The 16,223-nt window shown below is 39.3% G+C and carries 16 protein-coding genes; 15 read left to right on the forward strand and 1 reads right to left on the reverse strand.

Features of this window, described 5'->3' with window-relative positions; all coding sequences use genetic code 11:
- Window positions 1-17 precede the first annotated feature (17 nt).
- From ACQKN3_RS02570 to spo0A, 14 genes are all read left to right on the forward strand, one after another.
- The gene (locus ACQKN3_RS02570; RefSeq protein WP_079527606.1) at window positions 18-827 is read left to right on the forward strand and encodes an MIP/aquaporin family protein; all 810 of its coding nucleotides are present in this window, start codon (window positions 18-20) and stop codon (window positions 825-827) included.
- Entirely contained in the window at window positions 827-2,317 is a 1,491-nt protein-coding gene (gene glpK / locus ACQKN3_RS02575) for a glycerol kinase GlpK (RefSeq protein WP_427709142.1), read from the forward strand. The genes ACQKN3_RS02570 and glpK overlap by 1 nt, the downstream gene beginning before the upstream one ends.
- A gap of 110 nt (window positions 2,318-2,427) precedes the next feature.
- Complete coding sequence (locus tag ACQKN3_RS02580) at window positions 2,428-2,694, forward strand: aminopeptidase (RefSeq protein ID WP_251687050.1); 267 nt, start codon at window positions 2,428-2,430, stop codon at window positions 2,692-2,694.
- A 346-nt stretch (window positions 2,695-3,040) separates the two neighbouring features.
- Entirely contained in the window at window positions 3,041-3,427 is a 387-nt protein-coding gene (nusB, locus tag ACQKN3_RS02585; protein WP_427709144.1) for a transcription antitermination factor NusB, read from the forward strand.
- Window positions 3,428-3,569: 142 nt separating this feature from the next.
- A complete protein-coding gene (folD, locus tag ACQKN3_RS02590) occupies window positions 3,570-4,433 on the forward strand; it encodes a bifunctional methylenetetrahydrofolate dehydrogenase/methenyltetrahydrofolate cyclohydrolase FolD (protein WP_427709146.1) in 864 nt (287 codons plus the stop codon).
- Window positions 4,434-4,626: 193 nt separating this feature from the next.
- Window positions 4,627-5,985, forward strand: coding sequence for an exodeoxyribonuclease VII large subunit (gene xseA, locus ACQKN3_RS02595; RefSeq protein ID WP_427709148.1), 1,359 nt, complete (start codon window positions 4,627-4,629; stop codon window positions 5,983-5,985).
- Window positions 5,982-6,209, forward strand: coding sequence for an exodeoxyribonuclease VII small subunit (gene xseB, locus ACQKN3_RS02600; RefSeq protein ID WP_008404237.1), 228 nt, complete (start codon window positions 5,982-5,984; stop codon window positions 6,207-6,209). Before xseA ends, xseB begins: the two co-directional genes overlap by 4 nt.
- Before the next feature lie 3 nt (window positions 6,210-6,212).
- The gene (locus ACQKN3_RS02605) at window positions 6,213-7,097 is read left to right on the forward strand and encodes a polyprenyl synthetase family protein (protein WP_427709151.1); all 885 of its coding nucleotides are present in this window, start codon (window positions 6,213-6,215) and stop codon (window positions 7,095-7,097) included.
- An 89-nt stretch (window positions 7,098-7,186) separates the two neighbouring features.
- On the forward strand, window positions 7,187-9,082 hold the full coding sequence (dxs, locus tag ACQKN3_RS02610) for a 1-deoxy-D-xylulose-5-phosphate synthase (protein WP_427709153.1): 1,896 nt from the start codon (window positions 7,187-7,189) through the stop codon (window positions 9,080-9,082).
- A gap of 6 nt (window positions 9,083-9,088) precedes the next feature.
- Window positions 9,089-9,907 carry a TlyA family RNA methyltransferase gene (locus ACQKN3_RS02615; protein ID WP_427709155.1) on the forward strand — a complete coding sequence of 273 codons (819 nt, stop codon included), beginning with the start codon at window positions 9,089-9,091 and terminating at the stop codon, window positions 9,905-9,907.
- A gap of 408 nt (window positions 9,908-10,315) precedes the next feature.
- Window positions 10,316-10,765 carry a transcriptional regulator AhrC/ArgR gene (gene ahrC / locus ACQKN3_RS02620; protein ID WP_079527588.1) on the forward strand — a complete coding sequence of 150 codons (450 nt, stop codon included), beginning with the start codon at window positions 10,316-10,318 and terminating at the stop codon, window positions 10,763-10,765.
- Window positions 10,766-10,781: 16 nt separating this feature from the next.
- A complete protein-coding gene (recN, locus tag ACQKN3_RS02625; RefSeq protein ID WP_427709158.1) occupies window positions 10,782-12,473 on the forward strand; it encodes a DNA repair protein RecN in 1,692 nt (563 codons plus the stop codon).
- 191 nt (window positions 12,474-12,664) lie between these two features.
- Entirely contained in the window at window positions 12,665-13,591 is a 927-nt protein-coding gene (locus tag ACQKN3_RS02630) for a SpoIVB peptidase S55 domain-containing protein (RefSeq protein ID WP_427709160.1), read from the forward strand.
- Window positions 13,592-13,936: 345 nt separating this feature from the next.
- On the forward strand, window positions 13,937-14,728 hold the full coding sequence (spo0A, locus tag ACQKN3_RS02635; RefSeq protein ID WP_251687068.1) for a sporulation transcription factor Spo0A: 792 nt from the start codon (window positions 13,937-13,939) through the stop codon (window positions 14,726-14,728).
- Window positions 14,729-14,849: 121 nt separating this feature from the next.
- Here spo0A and ACQKN3_RS02640 read toward each other — a convergent pair whose 3' ends face one another.
- Entirely contained in the window at window positions 14,850-15,323 is a 474-nt protein-coding gene (locus tag ACQKN3_RS02640) for a DNA polymerase III subunit alpha (protein ID WP_427709162.1), read from the reverse strand.
- 364 nt (window positions 15,324-15,687) lie between these two features.
- Here ACQKN3_RS02640 and ACQKN3_RS02645 point away from each other — a divergent pair, with 364 nt between their 5' ends.
- The gene (locus tag ACQKN3_RS02645) at window positions 15,688-16,122 is read left to right on the forward strand and encodes a hypothetical protein (protein ID WP_251687074.1); all 435 of its coding nucleotides are present in this window, start codon (window positions 15,688-15,690) and stop codon (window positions 16,120-16,122) included.
- The last annotated feature ends 101 nt before the right edge of the window (window positions 16,123-16,223 follow it).

The following is a 16,223-nucleotide window of genomic DNA, read 5'->3' on the forward strand; positions in this document are numbered from 1 at the left end:
GAAAAGAGGCGAAGGGAATGTCAACATTTTTAGCAGAATTAGTAGGAACGATGATCTTAATTATTTTAGGAGGCGGGGTTGTTGCTGGTTCCTTGCTGAAATTTTCCAAAGCGGAAAATAGCGGCTGGGTCGTAATTACGATCGCCTGGGGTTTTGCCGTGGCAATCGCGGCATATACTGTAGGCGGAATAAGTGGTGCCCACTTAAACCCTGCATTGACAATAGCATTTGCAACAATTGGTGACTTCCCATGGGCGGATGTTCCGATGTATATTATTGCACAGATATTAGGAGCAATTATCGGCGCAATTATCGTATATATTGCCTATTTGCCACACTGGTCACAAACGAAAGATCAAGATGCAAAATTAGCCGTTTTTGCTACAATTCCTGCCATTCGTCATCCTTTGGCAAACATGGTAACAGAAATGATAGGGACTTTTATATTATTATTAGGAATTTTGGCATTAGGTGGTAATTCATTGGCGGATGGTATTAATCCGTTGCTTGTTGGTATTATTGTGATCGCCATAGGTATGAGCTTAGGCGGACCTACTGGCTATGCTATCAACCCTGCCCGTGATTTAGGACCCCGCATCGCGCATTTCTTCTTACCGATACCAGGTAAGCGAGATTCGGACTGGTCTTATGCCTTTGTGCCAATTGTCGGGCCGATTATAGGTGGCGTTACAGGCGCACTGTTTTACAAACAATTCTTTTTAAATGAAAATTCAGTGGCATTTTGGTTGTTTACAACGTTATTTGTTGTCATTTGTGTCATTGCATTTATCACACAATCTAAATCCGCTAAAAAGGAGATCGTATAATGGACAAGTATATTATGGCGTTAGATCAGGGTACGACGAGTTCACGTGCCATTTTATTCAATAAAAAAGGGGATATCGTTCATACAGCACAACAGGAATTTAAACAATATTTCCCGAAATCGGGTTGGGTTGAGCATAATGCAAAGGAAATTTGGAGTTCAATTTTATCGGTAATCGCAAAAGTATTATCGGAAAATAATATTCAGGCGTCACAAATCGAAGGAGTCGGGATTACAAACCAGCGCGAAACGACTGTTGTGTGGGATAAAAATACGGGTGAACCGGTATATAATGCCATCGTATGGCAATCACGCCAAACTGCGGAAATTTGTGATTCTTTAAAGGAAGCAGGGCATAATGAGCTGTTCCGTAATAAAACCGGTTTGCTCATCGATGCTTATTTTTCTGGCACGAAAGTAAAATGGATACTGGACAATGTAAAAGGAACACGAGAAAAAGCGGAAGCGGGTGACCTTTTATTCGGAACAATTGATACATGGATTATTTGGAAGCTTACAGAAGGAGCTGTTCATGTGACGGACTACTCGAATGCTTCGCGAACATTAATGTATAATATTTACGAATTAAAGTGGGATGAGGAATTGCTGAACATTTTAGGTGTTCCTGCATCAATGCTTCCGGAAGTAAAACCGTCCTCAGAAATATACGGGGAAATTGCGGGTAATCACTTCTTTGGTCACCGTGTACCAATCGCGGGTATCGCCGGAGACCAGCAGGCAGCATTATTCGGTCAAGCTTGCTATGAACAAGGAATGGTAAAAAATACTTACGGTACCGGTTGTTTCATGCTGATGAATACAGGTGAGGAAGCGGTAAAATCGGAGCACGGCCTACTTACAACTATCGCGTGGGGCTATGACGGAAAAGTGACATATGCACTTGAAGGAAGTATCTTTGTAGCAGGTTCTGCAATTCAGTGGCTTCGTGACGGGCTTCGTATGTTCCGGAAATCTGCTGAAAGTGAAGCGTATGCAGCACGTGTAAAAGATACGGATGGTGTGTATGTTGTACCGGCATTTGTCGGATTGGGAACACCGTATTGGGATAGTGAAGTGCGCGGTGCAGTATTCGGTTTAACACGCGGCACATCGAAGGAACATTTTATCCGTGCGACATTGGAGTCACTTGCCTATCAAACCCGCGATGTATTGTCAGCGATGGAATCAGATTCAGGCATCGAATTAATGAAATTACGCGTTGACGGTGGTGCTGTTATGAACGACTTTTTAATGCAATTCCAGTCGGATATTTTAAACGTGCCTGTTGAACGTCCTTCAATCAATGAAACAACCGCACTTGGCGCAGCCTATTTAGCAGGTTTGGCTGTCGGGTTCTGGGAGAATCTCGACGAAGTGCAACATCATTGGCAACTTAATCGCCAATTCGAGCCGGAAATGGATGAAGAGCAGCGCGAAACATTATTTACAGGATGGCACAAAGCTGTTAAAGCCGCACAGGCGTTTAAGTGATAAAATTTACTAGAAAATAATTGACCTTCAAATCGATTGGCAGCAGCTTCCTATTCTCTATTGGAATTATGCTATAATAGGTCATTATCTAGTTGAGGAGTTAAAATGATATGAGCAAAGATTATATTCGTATAGCAAATGAAGAAGATTTAAATTTGATTAACGCTTACTTTAAGCAAGCCTTGGCACATTATGAAGAAGTAGGAGAGCTGATGGCGATGCAGGACATCCGTTATTTCCTGGAAAATATGGAGCACTTTCAGTTTTACGTAATAAAAGAAACGGCTGAACAAATTACGTACCTATTTGAATTCCCGGAATCAGGAAACGATAAGCGCGAAACAGGCACGCTGACGATTCCGTTACAGAATAATTAATATCACCTTATAATATAAGATGCCTTCAGTAAGTTTTATAACGAGTTGATTGGAATGGAGGGGAGGCGACTCCAGCAGGAATAGCGTGACGCCTGCGGAAAGCGTCCGACCCGCAATGGAAATCAACTACCTAATATAAAAACCAGGTATTTTATTAACGAAAATAATATAGACGACATGTTGATTTATCTCAAACATGTCGTTTTTTTATCGCAAATTTCACCATTTTAAGGAAGAATACAAAAATCTCTTTTTGCAGCCAAAAATTTTCTGTCAAACTGTGCGATGCCTTGCAAAATATGCTATGATAACAAGTAATGCTACTTATGAAGGAGAGCTATTATTTATGAAACGAACAGAGGCGCGTCAAAAAGCGTTACAAGCTTTGTTTCAGTTAGACAGCACAGAATTAACAATAGAAGAGGCGATTGGCCATGTTCTTGAAGAAGAACAAAAATTAAATGCCTTTTTGGAGCAATTAGTTCGTGGGACAACTGAAAATCTCGAAGCAATTGATGCAGCGCTAGAAAAAAAACTAGAAAAATGGACGATTAACCGTCTGCCAAAAATTGAAAGAACAATTTTACGTTTAGCTGTATATGAATTATTATACGCAGAAGAAACGCCAAACAAAGTTATTATGAACGAAGCAATCGAGCTTTCCAAAACATTCGGTGACGAGAAATCTAGCAAGTTCGTCAATGGTGTACTTTCGAAATTTACTGAGCAATAAATCAACAAATGTATTCAATTCTATAAAGATTAATATATCAAGATTTAACTGGTAGGTTGTCAGAACAAGCGTCAGTGTTTATTGAAAATACAAGCAGCAGGCAGCCTTTCCGATTGTCGTAATCACTGGAAGGAGCAACAACATGTCAAGCGTAATTATTAATGGTAAAGAAATCGGTCAAGAAATTCGAACAGGGGTCGCTACTCGTGTAAAGGCGCTAAAAGAAAAAGGGATCACACCCGGTTTAGCTGTCATTTTAGTAGGAGACAATCCCGCATCCAAAACATATGTAGCCAACAAGCAAAAGTCTTGTGAGCAGATTGGGATGTATTCGGAACTTGTCAAACTCCCTGAAGATATTTCAGAACAGGCTTTACTTGAAAAAATTCGTGAATTAAACGAACGTGCTTCAATTCACGGTATTCTCGTTCAGCTTCCATTACCGAAACATATCAACGAGGATAAAGTAATCCAAACGATCTCTCCGGAGAAAGACGTGGATGGATTCTCACCGATTAGTGTAGGGAAAATGATGCTTGGACAGGATACATACTTGCCATGTACTCCTTATGGGGTTATGAAAATGCTCGAATATGCGGGAATAGATGTTGCAGGAAAGCATGCAGTCATCGTTGGACGCAGCCATATTGTCGGGAAACCGATGGGACAACTACTGCTGCAAAAAGACGCAACAGTAACGTATACACATTCTAAAACACCGGATTTACCGTCCTTTACGAAACAGGCAGATATTTTAATCGCTGCTGTCGGTCGTGCGAACTTTATTACAAGTGAGCATATTAAAGAAGGTGCAGTTGTTATCGATGTAGGGATTAACCGCAACCAAGACAACCGTTTATGCGGTGATGTTGATTTTGAAGATGTTCTAGGAATTGCTTCACATATTACACCCGTTCCAGGCGGTGTCGGTCCAATGACGATTACGATGTTACTGGAAAACACAGTACAAGCAGCTGAAAAAGAGTTAGAACGTCAAGAGAATTAATCTAACTTCAAAAATCACGATTTTGATGTAGATCAAAATCGTGATTTTTAGCTTATAGGGTACAATAAGGAATACTTAAGGATAAATATTTCGCTTATTTTTCCTCTTTATTTAATGATGAACCGGCAATTCTGCCGTTGCATCAAAAATCACTTATACGAAAAAAGAACTACCGTAAAGGAGCAATACGTTTATGACATCGAATTCTTATTTATCCGTAAAAGCATTAACTAAATATATTAAACGAAAATTTGATGCCGATCCGCATTTACGTGATGTGTACGTAACGGGAGAGCTTTCAAATGTAAAAGTACATAGTTCAGGTCATATTTATTTTACGCTGAAAGATGACAGTTCACGTATTAACGCAACGATGTTCCGTACACAGGCTTCGAAACTTTCCTTTAAGCCTGAAGAAGGAATGAAAGTTTTTATACGGGGCGATGTGAATGTCTATGAAGCAAGCGGCGCGTATCAGCTTTATGCACAGACGATGGAGCCGGACGGGATTGGCGGATTATTCGTCGCTTTTAATCAATTAAAAGAACGTCTTCAAAAAGAAGGTCTATTCAACCCGAATTTCAAGCAGCCGATTCCGCAATTTCCGAAAACGATCGGTGTTTTAACGGCGACGACCGGTGCTGCCATTCGCGATATATGCACAACGATTAACCGCCGATATCCGCAGGCTGAAATTTTAATCTATCCGACGCTCGTACAAGGTGCAGGTGCGGCTCCAAACATTACAGAGAATATTTATTTAGCGAACCGTCATGGATTGTGTGATGTACTTATTGTTGGTCGTGGTGGCGGATCAATTGAAGATTTATGGGCATTCAATGAAGAGATCGTCGCACGGGCTATTTTTGAAAGTCAAATTCCGGTTATTAGTGCTGTCGGACATGAAACCGATACGACGATTGCAGATTTTGTCGCGGATTTGCGTGCACCGACACCAACTGCCGCGGCAGAACTGGCTGTCCCGAATCAGCAGCAGCTGTATCAGCAAATACTTCATCATCAGTCGATTCTTCATCAAATGATGACGTCAAAGCTCAATTTTGAACGCAATCGCTTAACGAAACTGCAAAATTCCTATCCGCTTGCAACACCTGAGCGATTATATCGTCCTTTTATTGAAAGGTTAATTCAGGTGGACTTATCACTGCAAAATGCAACGAAGCTTTATATGATGAATGAAAAATCAAAATTGCAGACAATAGACAGCAAGATGAAGCTGTATTCGCCGGTACATCAGTTAACTGCAGCCAAACAGCAGCTTACACACCGTACGCAAACATTAACGAATCGAATGCAGCAACAGCTTGCACAAAATAAAGTCGCTTTTACAAATCAGCTGCGTATGCTGGAGGCGTTAAATCCGCTCGCATTAATGAGCAAAGGCTTCAGCGTGGCATATAAAGAGGAAAACGTAGTAAAATCAGTTCACGAGCTGGAAAAAGGCGACGTGATTCAAGTGACGTTTCAGGATGGATATGCCGAAGCGAAAATTGAGAAAAAGCATGTGCAAAAGGAAGGGGAAGCAAAGTGACAAAACCGACATTTGCGACAGCAATGACAGAATTAGAAGAAGTTGTACGTAAACTTGAACAAGGAGATGTTCCACTGGAAGAAGCCATTGACCTTTACAAAAAAGGCATGGAACTATCAAAACTTTGTCATGATACACTGCAAAACGCAGAACAACAATTAATTTCAATCGTTGGAGAAGATGGTGAAAAGAAAGCTTTCCAACAAGGAAATGGAGAAGACTAACAGATGGAAAACACGTTAAAGCAGTTTATTGATCATAATATACCGCAGCTGGAAACGACAATGTATAAACTTGTTGAATCAATACAAGCACCGGCACATTTAAAAGAATCGATGCTGTATTCATTAAAAGCAGGAGGCAAACGAATTCGTCCGTTATTTGTTGTGGCGGTTTGCGAAATGTACAATCAGTCTCTTGAGGCAAGTTATTCTGTAGGCTCTGCTGTTGAAATGATCCATACGTATTCGTTAATCCATGATGACCTGCCAAGTATGGATGATGATGAATTACGCCGAGGCAAGCCAACGAATCATGTTGTTTATGGGGAAGCATTGGCAACTTTGGCTGGTGATGCATTAAACACATTGGCATTTGGTGTCATCGCACGTCTAAATAATCTTTCTGCAGAAAAACGCATTGAGCTTGTTAACCTGTTAAGTATTGCTGCAGGTGCTGAAGGTATGGTCGGCGGACAAGTGCTTGATATGGACGGAGAAAAACGTCTATTAAATTTACAGGAGCTTGAAACGGTTCATGTAAATAAAACAGGCGCATTACTTCGTTTTAGTATTGAAGCAGGTGCCGTGCTGGCAAATGCAAGTAGTTCTGATCGTGAAGCATTAGTGGAATATGCGCACCATATCGGTTTAGCCTTCCAAATTCAAGATGATATTTTAGATATTGAGGGAACTTCGGAACAGCTAGGGAAAACAGCAGGAAAAGACGTTGCAAGCGAAAAAAGTACATACCCTGCTTTACTTACATTAGACGGTGCAAAGCAAAAGCTGGATGAGCATTATGAGCTGGCGATTGAAGCATTGCAAAAAATCGACACTGATACGATATTGCTTCGACAATTTGCACAGTATATTGTGAGACGTAGTAACTAAAATGTGTTAAACTTTTGTCTTGTGTTGTACATTGATATAATAGAAAAATCACAACGGTGAATAAACTGATGAAAAGGTGTGTGGATGAGATGGATTTAACGAAAATTTCTAGTCCATCCTTTTTGAAAGACTTGAATAAAAAGCAACTAGAAGCGCTGGCTGTAGAAATTCGCGCTTTTCTGATCGAAAAATGTTCAATTACGGGTGGTCATATTGGCCCGAATTTAGGTGTCGTTGAGCTGACGATTGCACTGCATAAAGCTTTTAACAGTCCAAAGGATAAATTTTTATGGGATGTCGGGCATCAAGCATATGTCCACAAAATTTTAACAGGCCGGGCAAGTCAATTTGACACATTGCGTCAATTTAAAGGACTATGCGGTTTCCCGAAGCTTGTCGAAAGTGAACACGATATGTGGGAAACAGGGCATAGTTCCACATCTTTATCTGCAGCGATGGGTATGGCTGCGGCGAGAGATATTAAAGGGGACAAAAACTTTGTTGTTCCGATTATCGGTGATGGTGCACTGACAGGCGGTATGGCACTGGAAGCATTGAACCATATTGGTCATGAAAAAACGAATATGATCGTTATTTTAAATGATAACGAAATGTCGATTGCACCGAACGTTGGGGCATTGCATGACGTTTTAGGACGTCTGCGTACGGCAAAGGAATATTCACGTGCAAAAGAAGATTTGGAATCATTAATTCACAAAATTCCAATGGTTGGCGACAAGCTGGCCGCTACTGCAGAACGTGTGAAAGACAGCCTAAAGTATTTAGTTGTATCAGGTGTATTCTTTGAGGAATTAGGATTCAAATATTTAGGTCCGATTGATGGGCATGATTTTGAGGCACTGGAAAAAACATTGGAATATGCGAAAAAAGTACAAGGTCCTGTACTTGTCCATGTGTTGACGAAAAAAGGTAAAGGCTACAAACCTGCCGAAGACGATACAATCGGTACTTGGCATGGTACGGGTCCATATAAAATGGAAACAGGTGCTTTCGTAAAATCTTCAACAAAAGGTCCAGCGTGGAGCAGCTTAGTCGCAGAATCGGTTCGTAAATGCATGAAGGAAGATAACCGGATTGTTACGATTACACCGGCAATGCCTGTCGGTTCAAAACTTGAAGGCATTCAAAAAGACTTCCCGAATCGTTTCTTTGATGTAGGGATTGCCGAACAGCATGCAACAACAATGGCGGCAGGTCTTGCAACACAGCAAATGAAACCGTTTTTATCAATTTATTCGACGTTTTTACAGCGTGCGTATGACCAGGTGCTGCATGATATTGCACGCCCGAATTTAAATGTTTTCATCGGTATTGACCGTGCAGGCCTTGTTGGCGCGGACGGCGAAACACATCAAGGCGTATTTGATGTTTCGTTTTTACGTCATATCCCGAATATCGTCCTGATGATGCCTAAAGATGAAAATGAAGGTCAGCATATGGTAAAAACCGCAATTGATTATAATGATGGTCCAATCGCGCTTCGTTACCCTCGCGGCAATGGCTTAGGTGTTGAAATGGATGCGGAAATGAAAGCACTGCCGATCGGTTCATGGGAAGTGTTACGTGAAGGCTCAGATGCAGTTATTCTGACATTCGGTACAACGATTCCAATGGCAATGAAGGCAGCGGAACAGCTGGCATACCAAGGTATTGATGTACGTGTTGTTAATGCACGTTTTATTAAACCGATGGATGAAGTAATGCTGCATGAAATTATGCAGGAAAACTTGCCGATTTTAACAATTGAAGAATCATTGCTGCAAGGTGGATTTGGTAGTGCAGTGGTGGAATTTGCAATTGATAAAAAATACCGCAATGTTCAAATTGAACGTATCGGGATTCCGGATGAATTTATCGAGCATGGTGAAGTTGATTTATTATTGGAAGAAATAAACGTGACAGCTGAAGAAGCGGTAAAACGTATTACACAGCTAGTACCGAATAAACAGTCGGATAGGGTTTAATAAAGAATGACAAAGCAAAAAAAAGAACGAGTAGATGTAATGCTTGTTGAACGCGGGTTATGTGAGACGCGTGAAAAGGCAAAGCGCTCGATTATGGCTGGTCTCGTGTTCTCAAACGAAATCCGCATTGATAAAGCAGGGGAAAAAATCGAAATCGATGCACCGCTGCAAGTAAAAGGTTCACAGTTAAAATATGTGTCACGAGGCGGATTGAAGCTGGAAAAGGCACTTGAAATTTTTGATCTATCTGTAGAAGGTAAGCTAATGCTTGATATCGGCTCTTCAACAGGCGGATTTACGGATTGTGCACTGCAAAACGGTGCGCGTCACTGCTATGCACTGGATGTTGGATCAAACCAGCTTGCATGGAAAATCCGTTCAGACGAGCGTGTAACGGTTATGGAAAAAACAAATTTCCGTTACACAAAGCCTGAAGATTTAGTAGAAGGCTTACCAAGTTTCGCGACAATCGATGTTTCATTCATTTCGCTATCGTTGATTCTACCTGTATTAAAAACGGTTTTAGTGCAAGGTGGCGATGTTATGGCACTTGTAAAGCCGCAATTCGAAGCAGGTCGTGAAAATGTAGGGAAAAAAGGTATTGTACGGGAGCCGAAAGTCCATCTAGCTGTTTTGGAAGAAACAGCAAAAATGGCAACGGAAATCGGACTTGTCGTAAAGGATGCTTCGTTTTCACCAATAACGGGCGGGGAAGGGAATATTGAATTTTTATTCCACTTATATAATCCGCATGACGGTGAGGAAGTTGAAGCCTTCACAAACTTCGAACAAGTCGTAAAAGAAGCGCATATGCAGCTGAAATAATGGAAAGCACAAAACAGATTCTTATGGATTTGTTTTGTGCTTTTTTGTATTAAATCTATAGGTAGTACAAATGTTGGGCATTAACGGAAATTGATTGGAATGAAGGGTGGCAGACTCCAGCGGGAAAAGCGCGAGGGAGAGACTAGAGGCTCGAGCCGCGCCCGCGGAAAGCGTCCGCCCGAAATGGAAATCAATGGACCATGAAGAAGTCGTAATAAAAGTGTCTGTTTAAATAAAAAAGAATAATTTTTATGCGAAATTTGTAGCTGATTACTTACTTTTTTATGTAGAAAACAGTCGGAAAAAACGGATTTTTGAACATATGTACGGTTTTTTCTTGTTTTTCCTTTATGCAAATGGTAGTGTAAATATACATATATTCCTATACATTTTAATGAGGTGACTTTTGTGAACAAAGGACAGCGCCATATACGCATCCGTGATATTATTACAAATAACGAAATCGAGACACAGGACGATTTAGTCGATCAGCTGAAAAATGCTGGATACAACGTCACTCAAGCAACGGTTTCACGAGATATTAAAGAACTGCATTTAGTTAAAGTACCGTTACAGGACGGTCGTTATAAATATAGTTTACCAGCAGACCAACGTTTCAACCCAATTCAAAAATTGCATCGTTCGTTGGCAGATGCTTTCGTTTCGATTGATGGAGCGTCGCACTTTTTAGTAATGAAAACGTTGCCAGGGAATGCGAATGCAATCGGTTCATTATTGGATCATCTGGACTGGTCGGAAATTTTAGGTACGATTTGTGGGGACGATACGATTTTAATCATGTGTCGAACAGAGGACGAACGTGAAGAAATAAAAAATCGCTTATTAGATATGCTGTAAACCGAGGTGGAATGGTTTGTTAAGAGAATTAAGCATTCGAAATTTTGCTATTATTGATGATTTAACCGTTAGTTTTTTCGGGGGTTTAACTGTTTTGACAGGTGAAACAGGTGCCGGAAAATCAATCATTATTGATGCGGTTAATATATTGGCTGGCGGACGCGGCTCAACCGAGTTTATCCGCCACGGAGAAAAAAAGGCGGAACTTGGCGGATTATTTCATGTGAATAATAGTCAGCATCCGATTTTTGCGAAACTCGAAGAACATGGGATTGAATCAGAAGAAGATACGATTATTTTAAGACGTGATTTGCATGATTCAGGAAAAAGCGTTTGCAGAGTGAACGGCAAACTTGTTCCATTATCTGTTTTACGTGATATTGGCGGCAGTTTAATCGACATTCATGGGCAACATGAAAATCAGGAGCTTATGGATGAAAAATTCCATATTAATTTACTGGATCATTATGCACATAATAAGCTTCAGCCGGTGAAAGCGAAATACGATGAAGCGTATGAAGCGTATCGTCAATTAAAAAGAGAAGTGGCTGAGCTAAGTATGGACGAGCAGCGAATGGCGCAGCGTATTGATTTATATCAATTCCAAATCCAGGAGCTGGAACAGGCCGGTTTGAAAATTGATGAAGAAGAGGCATTGGATGAAGAGCGCCTTCGTTTAATGAATTTCCATAAAATATTTGAACGTGCGAACATTGCATATTCAGCGATTTCCGATGATGGAACAGGACTGGATTTCATCGGTAATGCGATGAATGCACTGGAAGACATTGTAGCGCTCGATTCGAATTTCAAAGAGGCTTCAGAAGCGGTCACTTCGAGTTTTTATGCATTGCAGGATGCAGCTTATCAGGTGAAAAATGTGCTCGATGATTTAGAGTATGACGCAGAGCGCTTAAATGAGGTCGAGCAGCGGCTTGCTTTATATCAAACTATGAAACGTAAATATGGTACGACAGTTGAAGAGATTTTAACGTATCATGAAAAAATCGAGGAAGAGTTAAGCCAGCTTATGAACCGTGATGAAACATTGCAGAAAAATGAGCAATTGCTGGCGAAAATGGAAGCAGATCTAAATGAAATTGCAGAAGAATTGACGACAATCCGTAAAGAAAATGCGATTAAGCTTAGTGATGCCATTATGAATGAGTTGCGTATGCTTCATATGGAAAAAGCGCAGTTTATCGTTAAATTCGAGCTACTGAATCAGCTGGACGCAAACGGCAAGGATTTTGTCGCATTCTACATTTCTACAAATGTTGGGGAACCACCGAAGTCGCTGCCTAAAGTCGCTTCTGGCGGGGAACTTTCACGTATGATGCTTGCGCTTAAAACCATTTTCTCTTCGTCAAATGGCATTACGTCCATTATATTCGATGAGGTTGATACGGGTGTAAGCGGACGTGTCGCTCAGGCTATTGCCGAAAAAATTGCTGCAATTTCTGTTAATTCGCAAGTTTTATGTATTTCTCACTTGCCGCAAGTTGCCGCAATGGCAGATCATCATTACTACATTAAAAAGCAAGTTGAGCATAACCGTACATTTACTTCGATTACGGAAATGGAAGAAAAGGAACGAATTGTGGAAATTAGCCGCATGATGAGTGGGGCTGTAATTACAGACCTGACATTACAACATGCTTCAGAATTAATCCACATGGCCAATGAACGTAAGGAAATGATGAATTAAATATACAAAAACCGTCTAAAATCAATAAAAATTTTAGGCGGTTTTTTATTTTTTTAAACGTATAAGTTTCAAGGTCGCGAAGCAGCAGGGATTACAACGAATACATTCTAATTTTTCCTCATATCAACAAAATTTTTCCGTTCATAACTCCGTCAAATTTTCACATAGTAAGCGCATAGAGGAGGTGAAGGATGATTAAAAAATGGTCGATACTCGTTGCATTGCTTTTTATGTTATCACCAATAGAAGTATTGGGGAAATCATTAATTCCAATGGGCCATTCAATTGGCGTTCAGTTGGAGATGCCTTATGTAATGGTTGCACAGGACGTATTATTGGAAAATAGTGAGTGGTTGAAAAAGGGAGAACATATTTTAAAACTTAATGGTGAAAAAGTAAGCCAGTTAGAAGACATTGCCGGCAAAGGCGAATCATTTACACTGACCGTTGAAAATGGAAAGCAACAACGAGAGATCAACGTATCAGCTCATGAACTGGTGCATTTAAAACCATTTTTAAAAAGTGAAACAGATGGAATAGGGACGTTAACGTACATCGATCCTGAAACGATGGAATACGGAGCGCTTGGACATCAAATTGTAGATTCTACAATGAAGCAGCCTCCGAAATTCAATGATGGTGCAATCTTTGAAGCATCAATCTCACAAGTGAAGAAAAGTACGCCTGGACAGCCAGGGTACAAAATTTCAGTTGTAGATAAATCACAAATGCCACTCGGTTCAGTAATAAGCAATGATGTATACGGTATTTTTGGTAATTGGAAACAATCATTACATGACAGTTTGCATCCGCCGATGGAAATTATACATGCAAATGAGTTAAAAAAGGGAAAAGCACAAATCTTAACGGCAATCGACGGGGAAGAAGTCAATTTGTTTGATATCGAAATTGACAAACAAACGGATAATACGTTTACTTTCAATGTCGTCGATGAACGTCTTATAAAGAAAACGGGCGGTATTGTTCAAGGGATGAGCGGAAGTCCTATTATACAGAATAACCAGTTCGTTGGTGCGGTAACGCATATGTTTATTGAAGAACCAACAAAAGGTGCCGGTATTCTTGTAATTGAAATGCTGAAAAAGAGCCCGTACTAAAAATACTTTAGACTATACTTTTTATTAAAGTGTAGTCTTTTTTTGATTTTTTCATTACAATAGTACATAATGATAAATCGACAAATGATGAACCATATATTTCCTTGTCGATAAACAGAGAAAAGATACTACTTGTTACTCATTTTTTATGAAAGAAAAGGAAATTTAGTAATTCTGTCGAAACTTCACTAAAGGACAATGCAAAATAAGAGAGATCGAAAGACAACTGTCGCTCATTTTTGTTACAATTGTATTACACAAGAAGTTTGGACATTTGTAAGAAAACTCATACAATTTGCTATTGTAATGAATATATAAGAAATAGAATTTAAAGGGGGATTTTGTTTGTCAAAGGTGAAAATTGCGATTGCTGATGATAATCGCGAATTAGTTAAAATGATGGAAGTGTATTTTACGAATCATCCGCAAATTGAAATTGTTGCAACAGCGTCTAACGGAAAAATCTGTATTAAAATGTTGGAAGAGCATAAAATTGATGTTCTGCTATTGGATATCATTATGCCGCATTTGGATGGACTGGCTGTCTTGGAAGAGATGTATAACGATGAGCGTCATACACAGACACAAGTCATTATGCTAACTGCTTTTGGCCAAGAAGATGTCATGAAGCAGGCTGTGAATTACGGTGCATCTTATTTCATGTTAAAGCCTTTTGAATTTGAGCAGCTTGTTCAAAAAATTCTGCATTGTGCAGGCAAGAAAGTCGAACAGGAAAAACGTGTACCGGTTTTATCAACGAGTACCCCTGCGAAAATGGACACACGCTTATTAGATACAACGATTACAGGCATCATTAAAGAGATTGGTGTACCTGCACATATAAAAGGATACGCTTACTTACGTGAAGCGATCCAGATGGTTTACAATGATATTGAGTTGCTAAGCTCAGTTACAAAAATTTTATATCCGGAAATCGCGAAGAAATTCGGGACAACCCCGTCACGTGTGGAACGTGCTATTCGCCATGCGATTGAAGTAGCCTGGAACCGAGGCAGCTATGAGAACATTTCGGAATTGTTCGGCTATACCGTGCACCATATGAAATCAAAACCGACAAACTCAGAATTTATTGCGATGATTGCGGACAAAATCCGTATTGAGATGGTAGCGAGCTAATAAATTGAGGGCATTTTACCTCGGAAACTTATTTTTTATTACAAGAATACTACATTACTAATTAAGCCTTCTTAAACAGTTTCTATCGACAGTTTAAGAAGGCTTTTTTATTTTGACTTCTTTATACCGTTCCAAAGGAATTATCCATCCTATCCGCTATAATTGAAATGTCTTCATCAACGAATATGAACGTATCCTTGATTATTACATAACTATCAATAGCTTGCGCTAGATGCTCATCGGTTTCCATTATTTCTTTCAAATCTTCACTAACATAGTAACAGTCTTCCGAACTATTATAAGAGCAGTCTTCTATCTCACTAATTCCAGCTTCTTTAAAGTATTCATCCATTTTCTTTAAAATTCTATATAATTTTTTATCGGAAAAATATTTATATTCACTGCCATCAAACATCTGAATATATAAATATTTGAACTTATATTCACTCCAAAGTTCCTCCTCATTCATAAGGAACAGGAAAAGAAATCTTTCCTCTGCTTTATCATTTCTATAATAGATTTTTTCTGAATTCAACTCATAATTTTTAATCCTTTTTAGAAAAAGCCTTTTGTTATCAAGTACAATTACACTCATTTCATAATCATCCTTTTACATTCATTGGTAATTTATGAGTATTTTAACCTAAAAAGAGATTTTTTAGACTTTGCGAAACTATAATTTGGGTAAATCGTAAATCGTATTACGTGAATAAAAATATTTGTAATTAACGTTTAACAAAAAATAACAACGGGTAAAATTAGATAGCAAGGCTAAGAAATTCTTCGTCTTCGTTTTTACCTCCTTTCTTTGGATAATATGTTTGAAAACGTATTGTTCTATTTGTGTCTAGCTGGTGCTGGGCACTTTTTTTGTTGTCATAGGATTTTAATATTAATTTCACATTATTAATATAATTTCACAGTAGAATAGGGGGATAACCAATAAGGAGCGATGATAAATGAAACGATGGAAATTCGTATTGATCCTTCTGGGCGTGCTGACGTTTTTTCTGCTAGTAAGATTTCCGCAAGATTTTGATGCGTCTCCTACGACAACGGCCAATTCTCCGGATGAGGTTGTAAAAAAATATAAAGAAGAATTACATGTTCAACGTGAGATATGCTATAACGATATATTACTGCTCGGTACATTGAGTAATACACAGCTTCAAACGATGGAAATTGAGCTTGAAAATTATTTAAATGAGCTGGGTACATTAAGAAACGAGATTATCGAAAATAATATTAACCATCAAAACCTAACCAATTCCATCGAACTAGATATTTTAATGATCAATCGTACACTTAGGGCTATTGAAACACGGGATGAAAAATATTTAAAAGACCTGTCAGATATGTATCATAATTTACTCCAATTCCAACGTTCACTATAATAATATATTATAGATGTTTATAACTTATGAGACAGATACTTTTCGGCTAATTTGAAGAACATGCTAAAAAACCTCCTTACAATCCAATTTTTAACTAAACA

It is taken from the genome of Solibacillus sp. NPDC093137, from assembly GCF_050280445.1.
Taxonomy (GTDB): domain Bacteria; phylum Bacillota; class Bacilli; order Bacillales_A; family Planococcaceae; genus Solibacillus; species Solibacillus isronensis_B.

Coding starts and splice junctions, on each gene's coding strand:
- glpK (WP_427709142.1), top strand. CDS start 827: ATGGACAAGTATATTATGGCGTTAGATCAGGGTACGACGAGTTCACGT.
- ACQKN3_RS02615 (WP_427709155.1), top strand. CDS start 9,089: ATGACAAAGCAAAAAAAAGAACGAGTAGATGTAATGCTTGTTGAACGC.
- ACQKN3_RS02630 (WP_427709160.1), top strand. CDS start 12,665: ATGATTAAAAAATGGTCGATACTCGTTGCATTGCTTTTTATGTTATCA.
- dxs (WP_427709153.1), top strand. CDS start 7,187: ATGGATTTAACGAAAATTTCTAGTCCATCCTTTTTGAAAGACTTGAAT.
- ACQKN3_RS02645 (WP_251687074.1), top strand. CDS start 15,688: ATGAAACGATGGAAATTCGTATTGATCCTTCTGGGCGTGCTGACGTTT.
- xseA (WP_427709148.1), top strand. CDS start 4,627: ATGACATCGAATTCTTATTTATCCGTAAAAGCATTAACTAAATATATT.
- nusB (WP_427709144.1), top strand. CDS start 3,041: ATGAAACGAACAGAGGCGCGTCAAAAAGCGTTACAAGCTTTGTTTCAG.
- folD (WP_427709146.1), top strand. CDS start 3,570: ATGTCAAGCGTAATTATTAATGGTAAAGAAATCGGTCAAGAAATTCGA.
- ACQKN3_RS02640 (WP_427709162.1), bottom strand. CDS start 15,323: ATGAGTGTAATTGTACTTGATAACAAAAGGCTTTTTCTAAAAAGGATT.
- ACQKN3_RS02570 (WP_079527606.1), top strand. CDS start 18: ATGTCAACATTTTTAGCAGAATTAGTAGGAACGATGATCTTAATTATT.
- ACQKN3_RS02580 (WP_251687050.1), top strand. CDS start 2,428: ATGAGCAAAGATTATATTCGTATAGCAAATGAAGAAGATTTAAATTTG.
- ACQKN3_RS02605 (WP_427709151.1), top strand. CDS start 6,213: ATGGAAAACACGTTAAAGCAGTTTATTGATCATAATATACCGCAGCTG.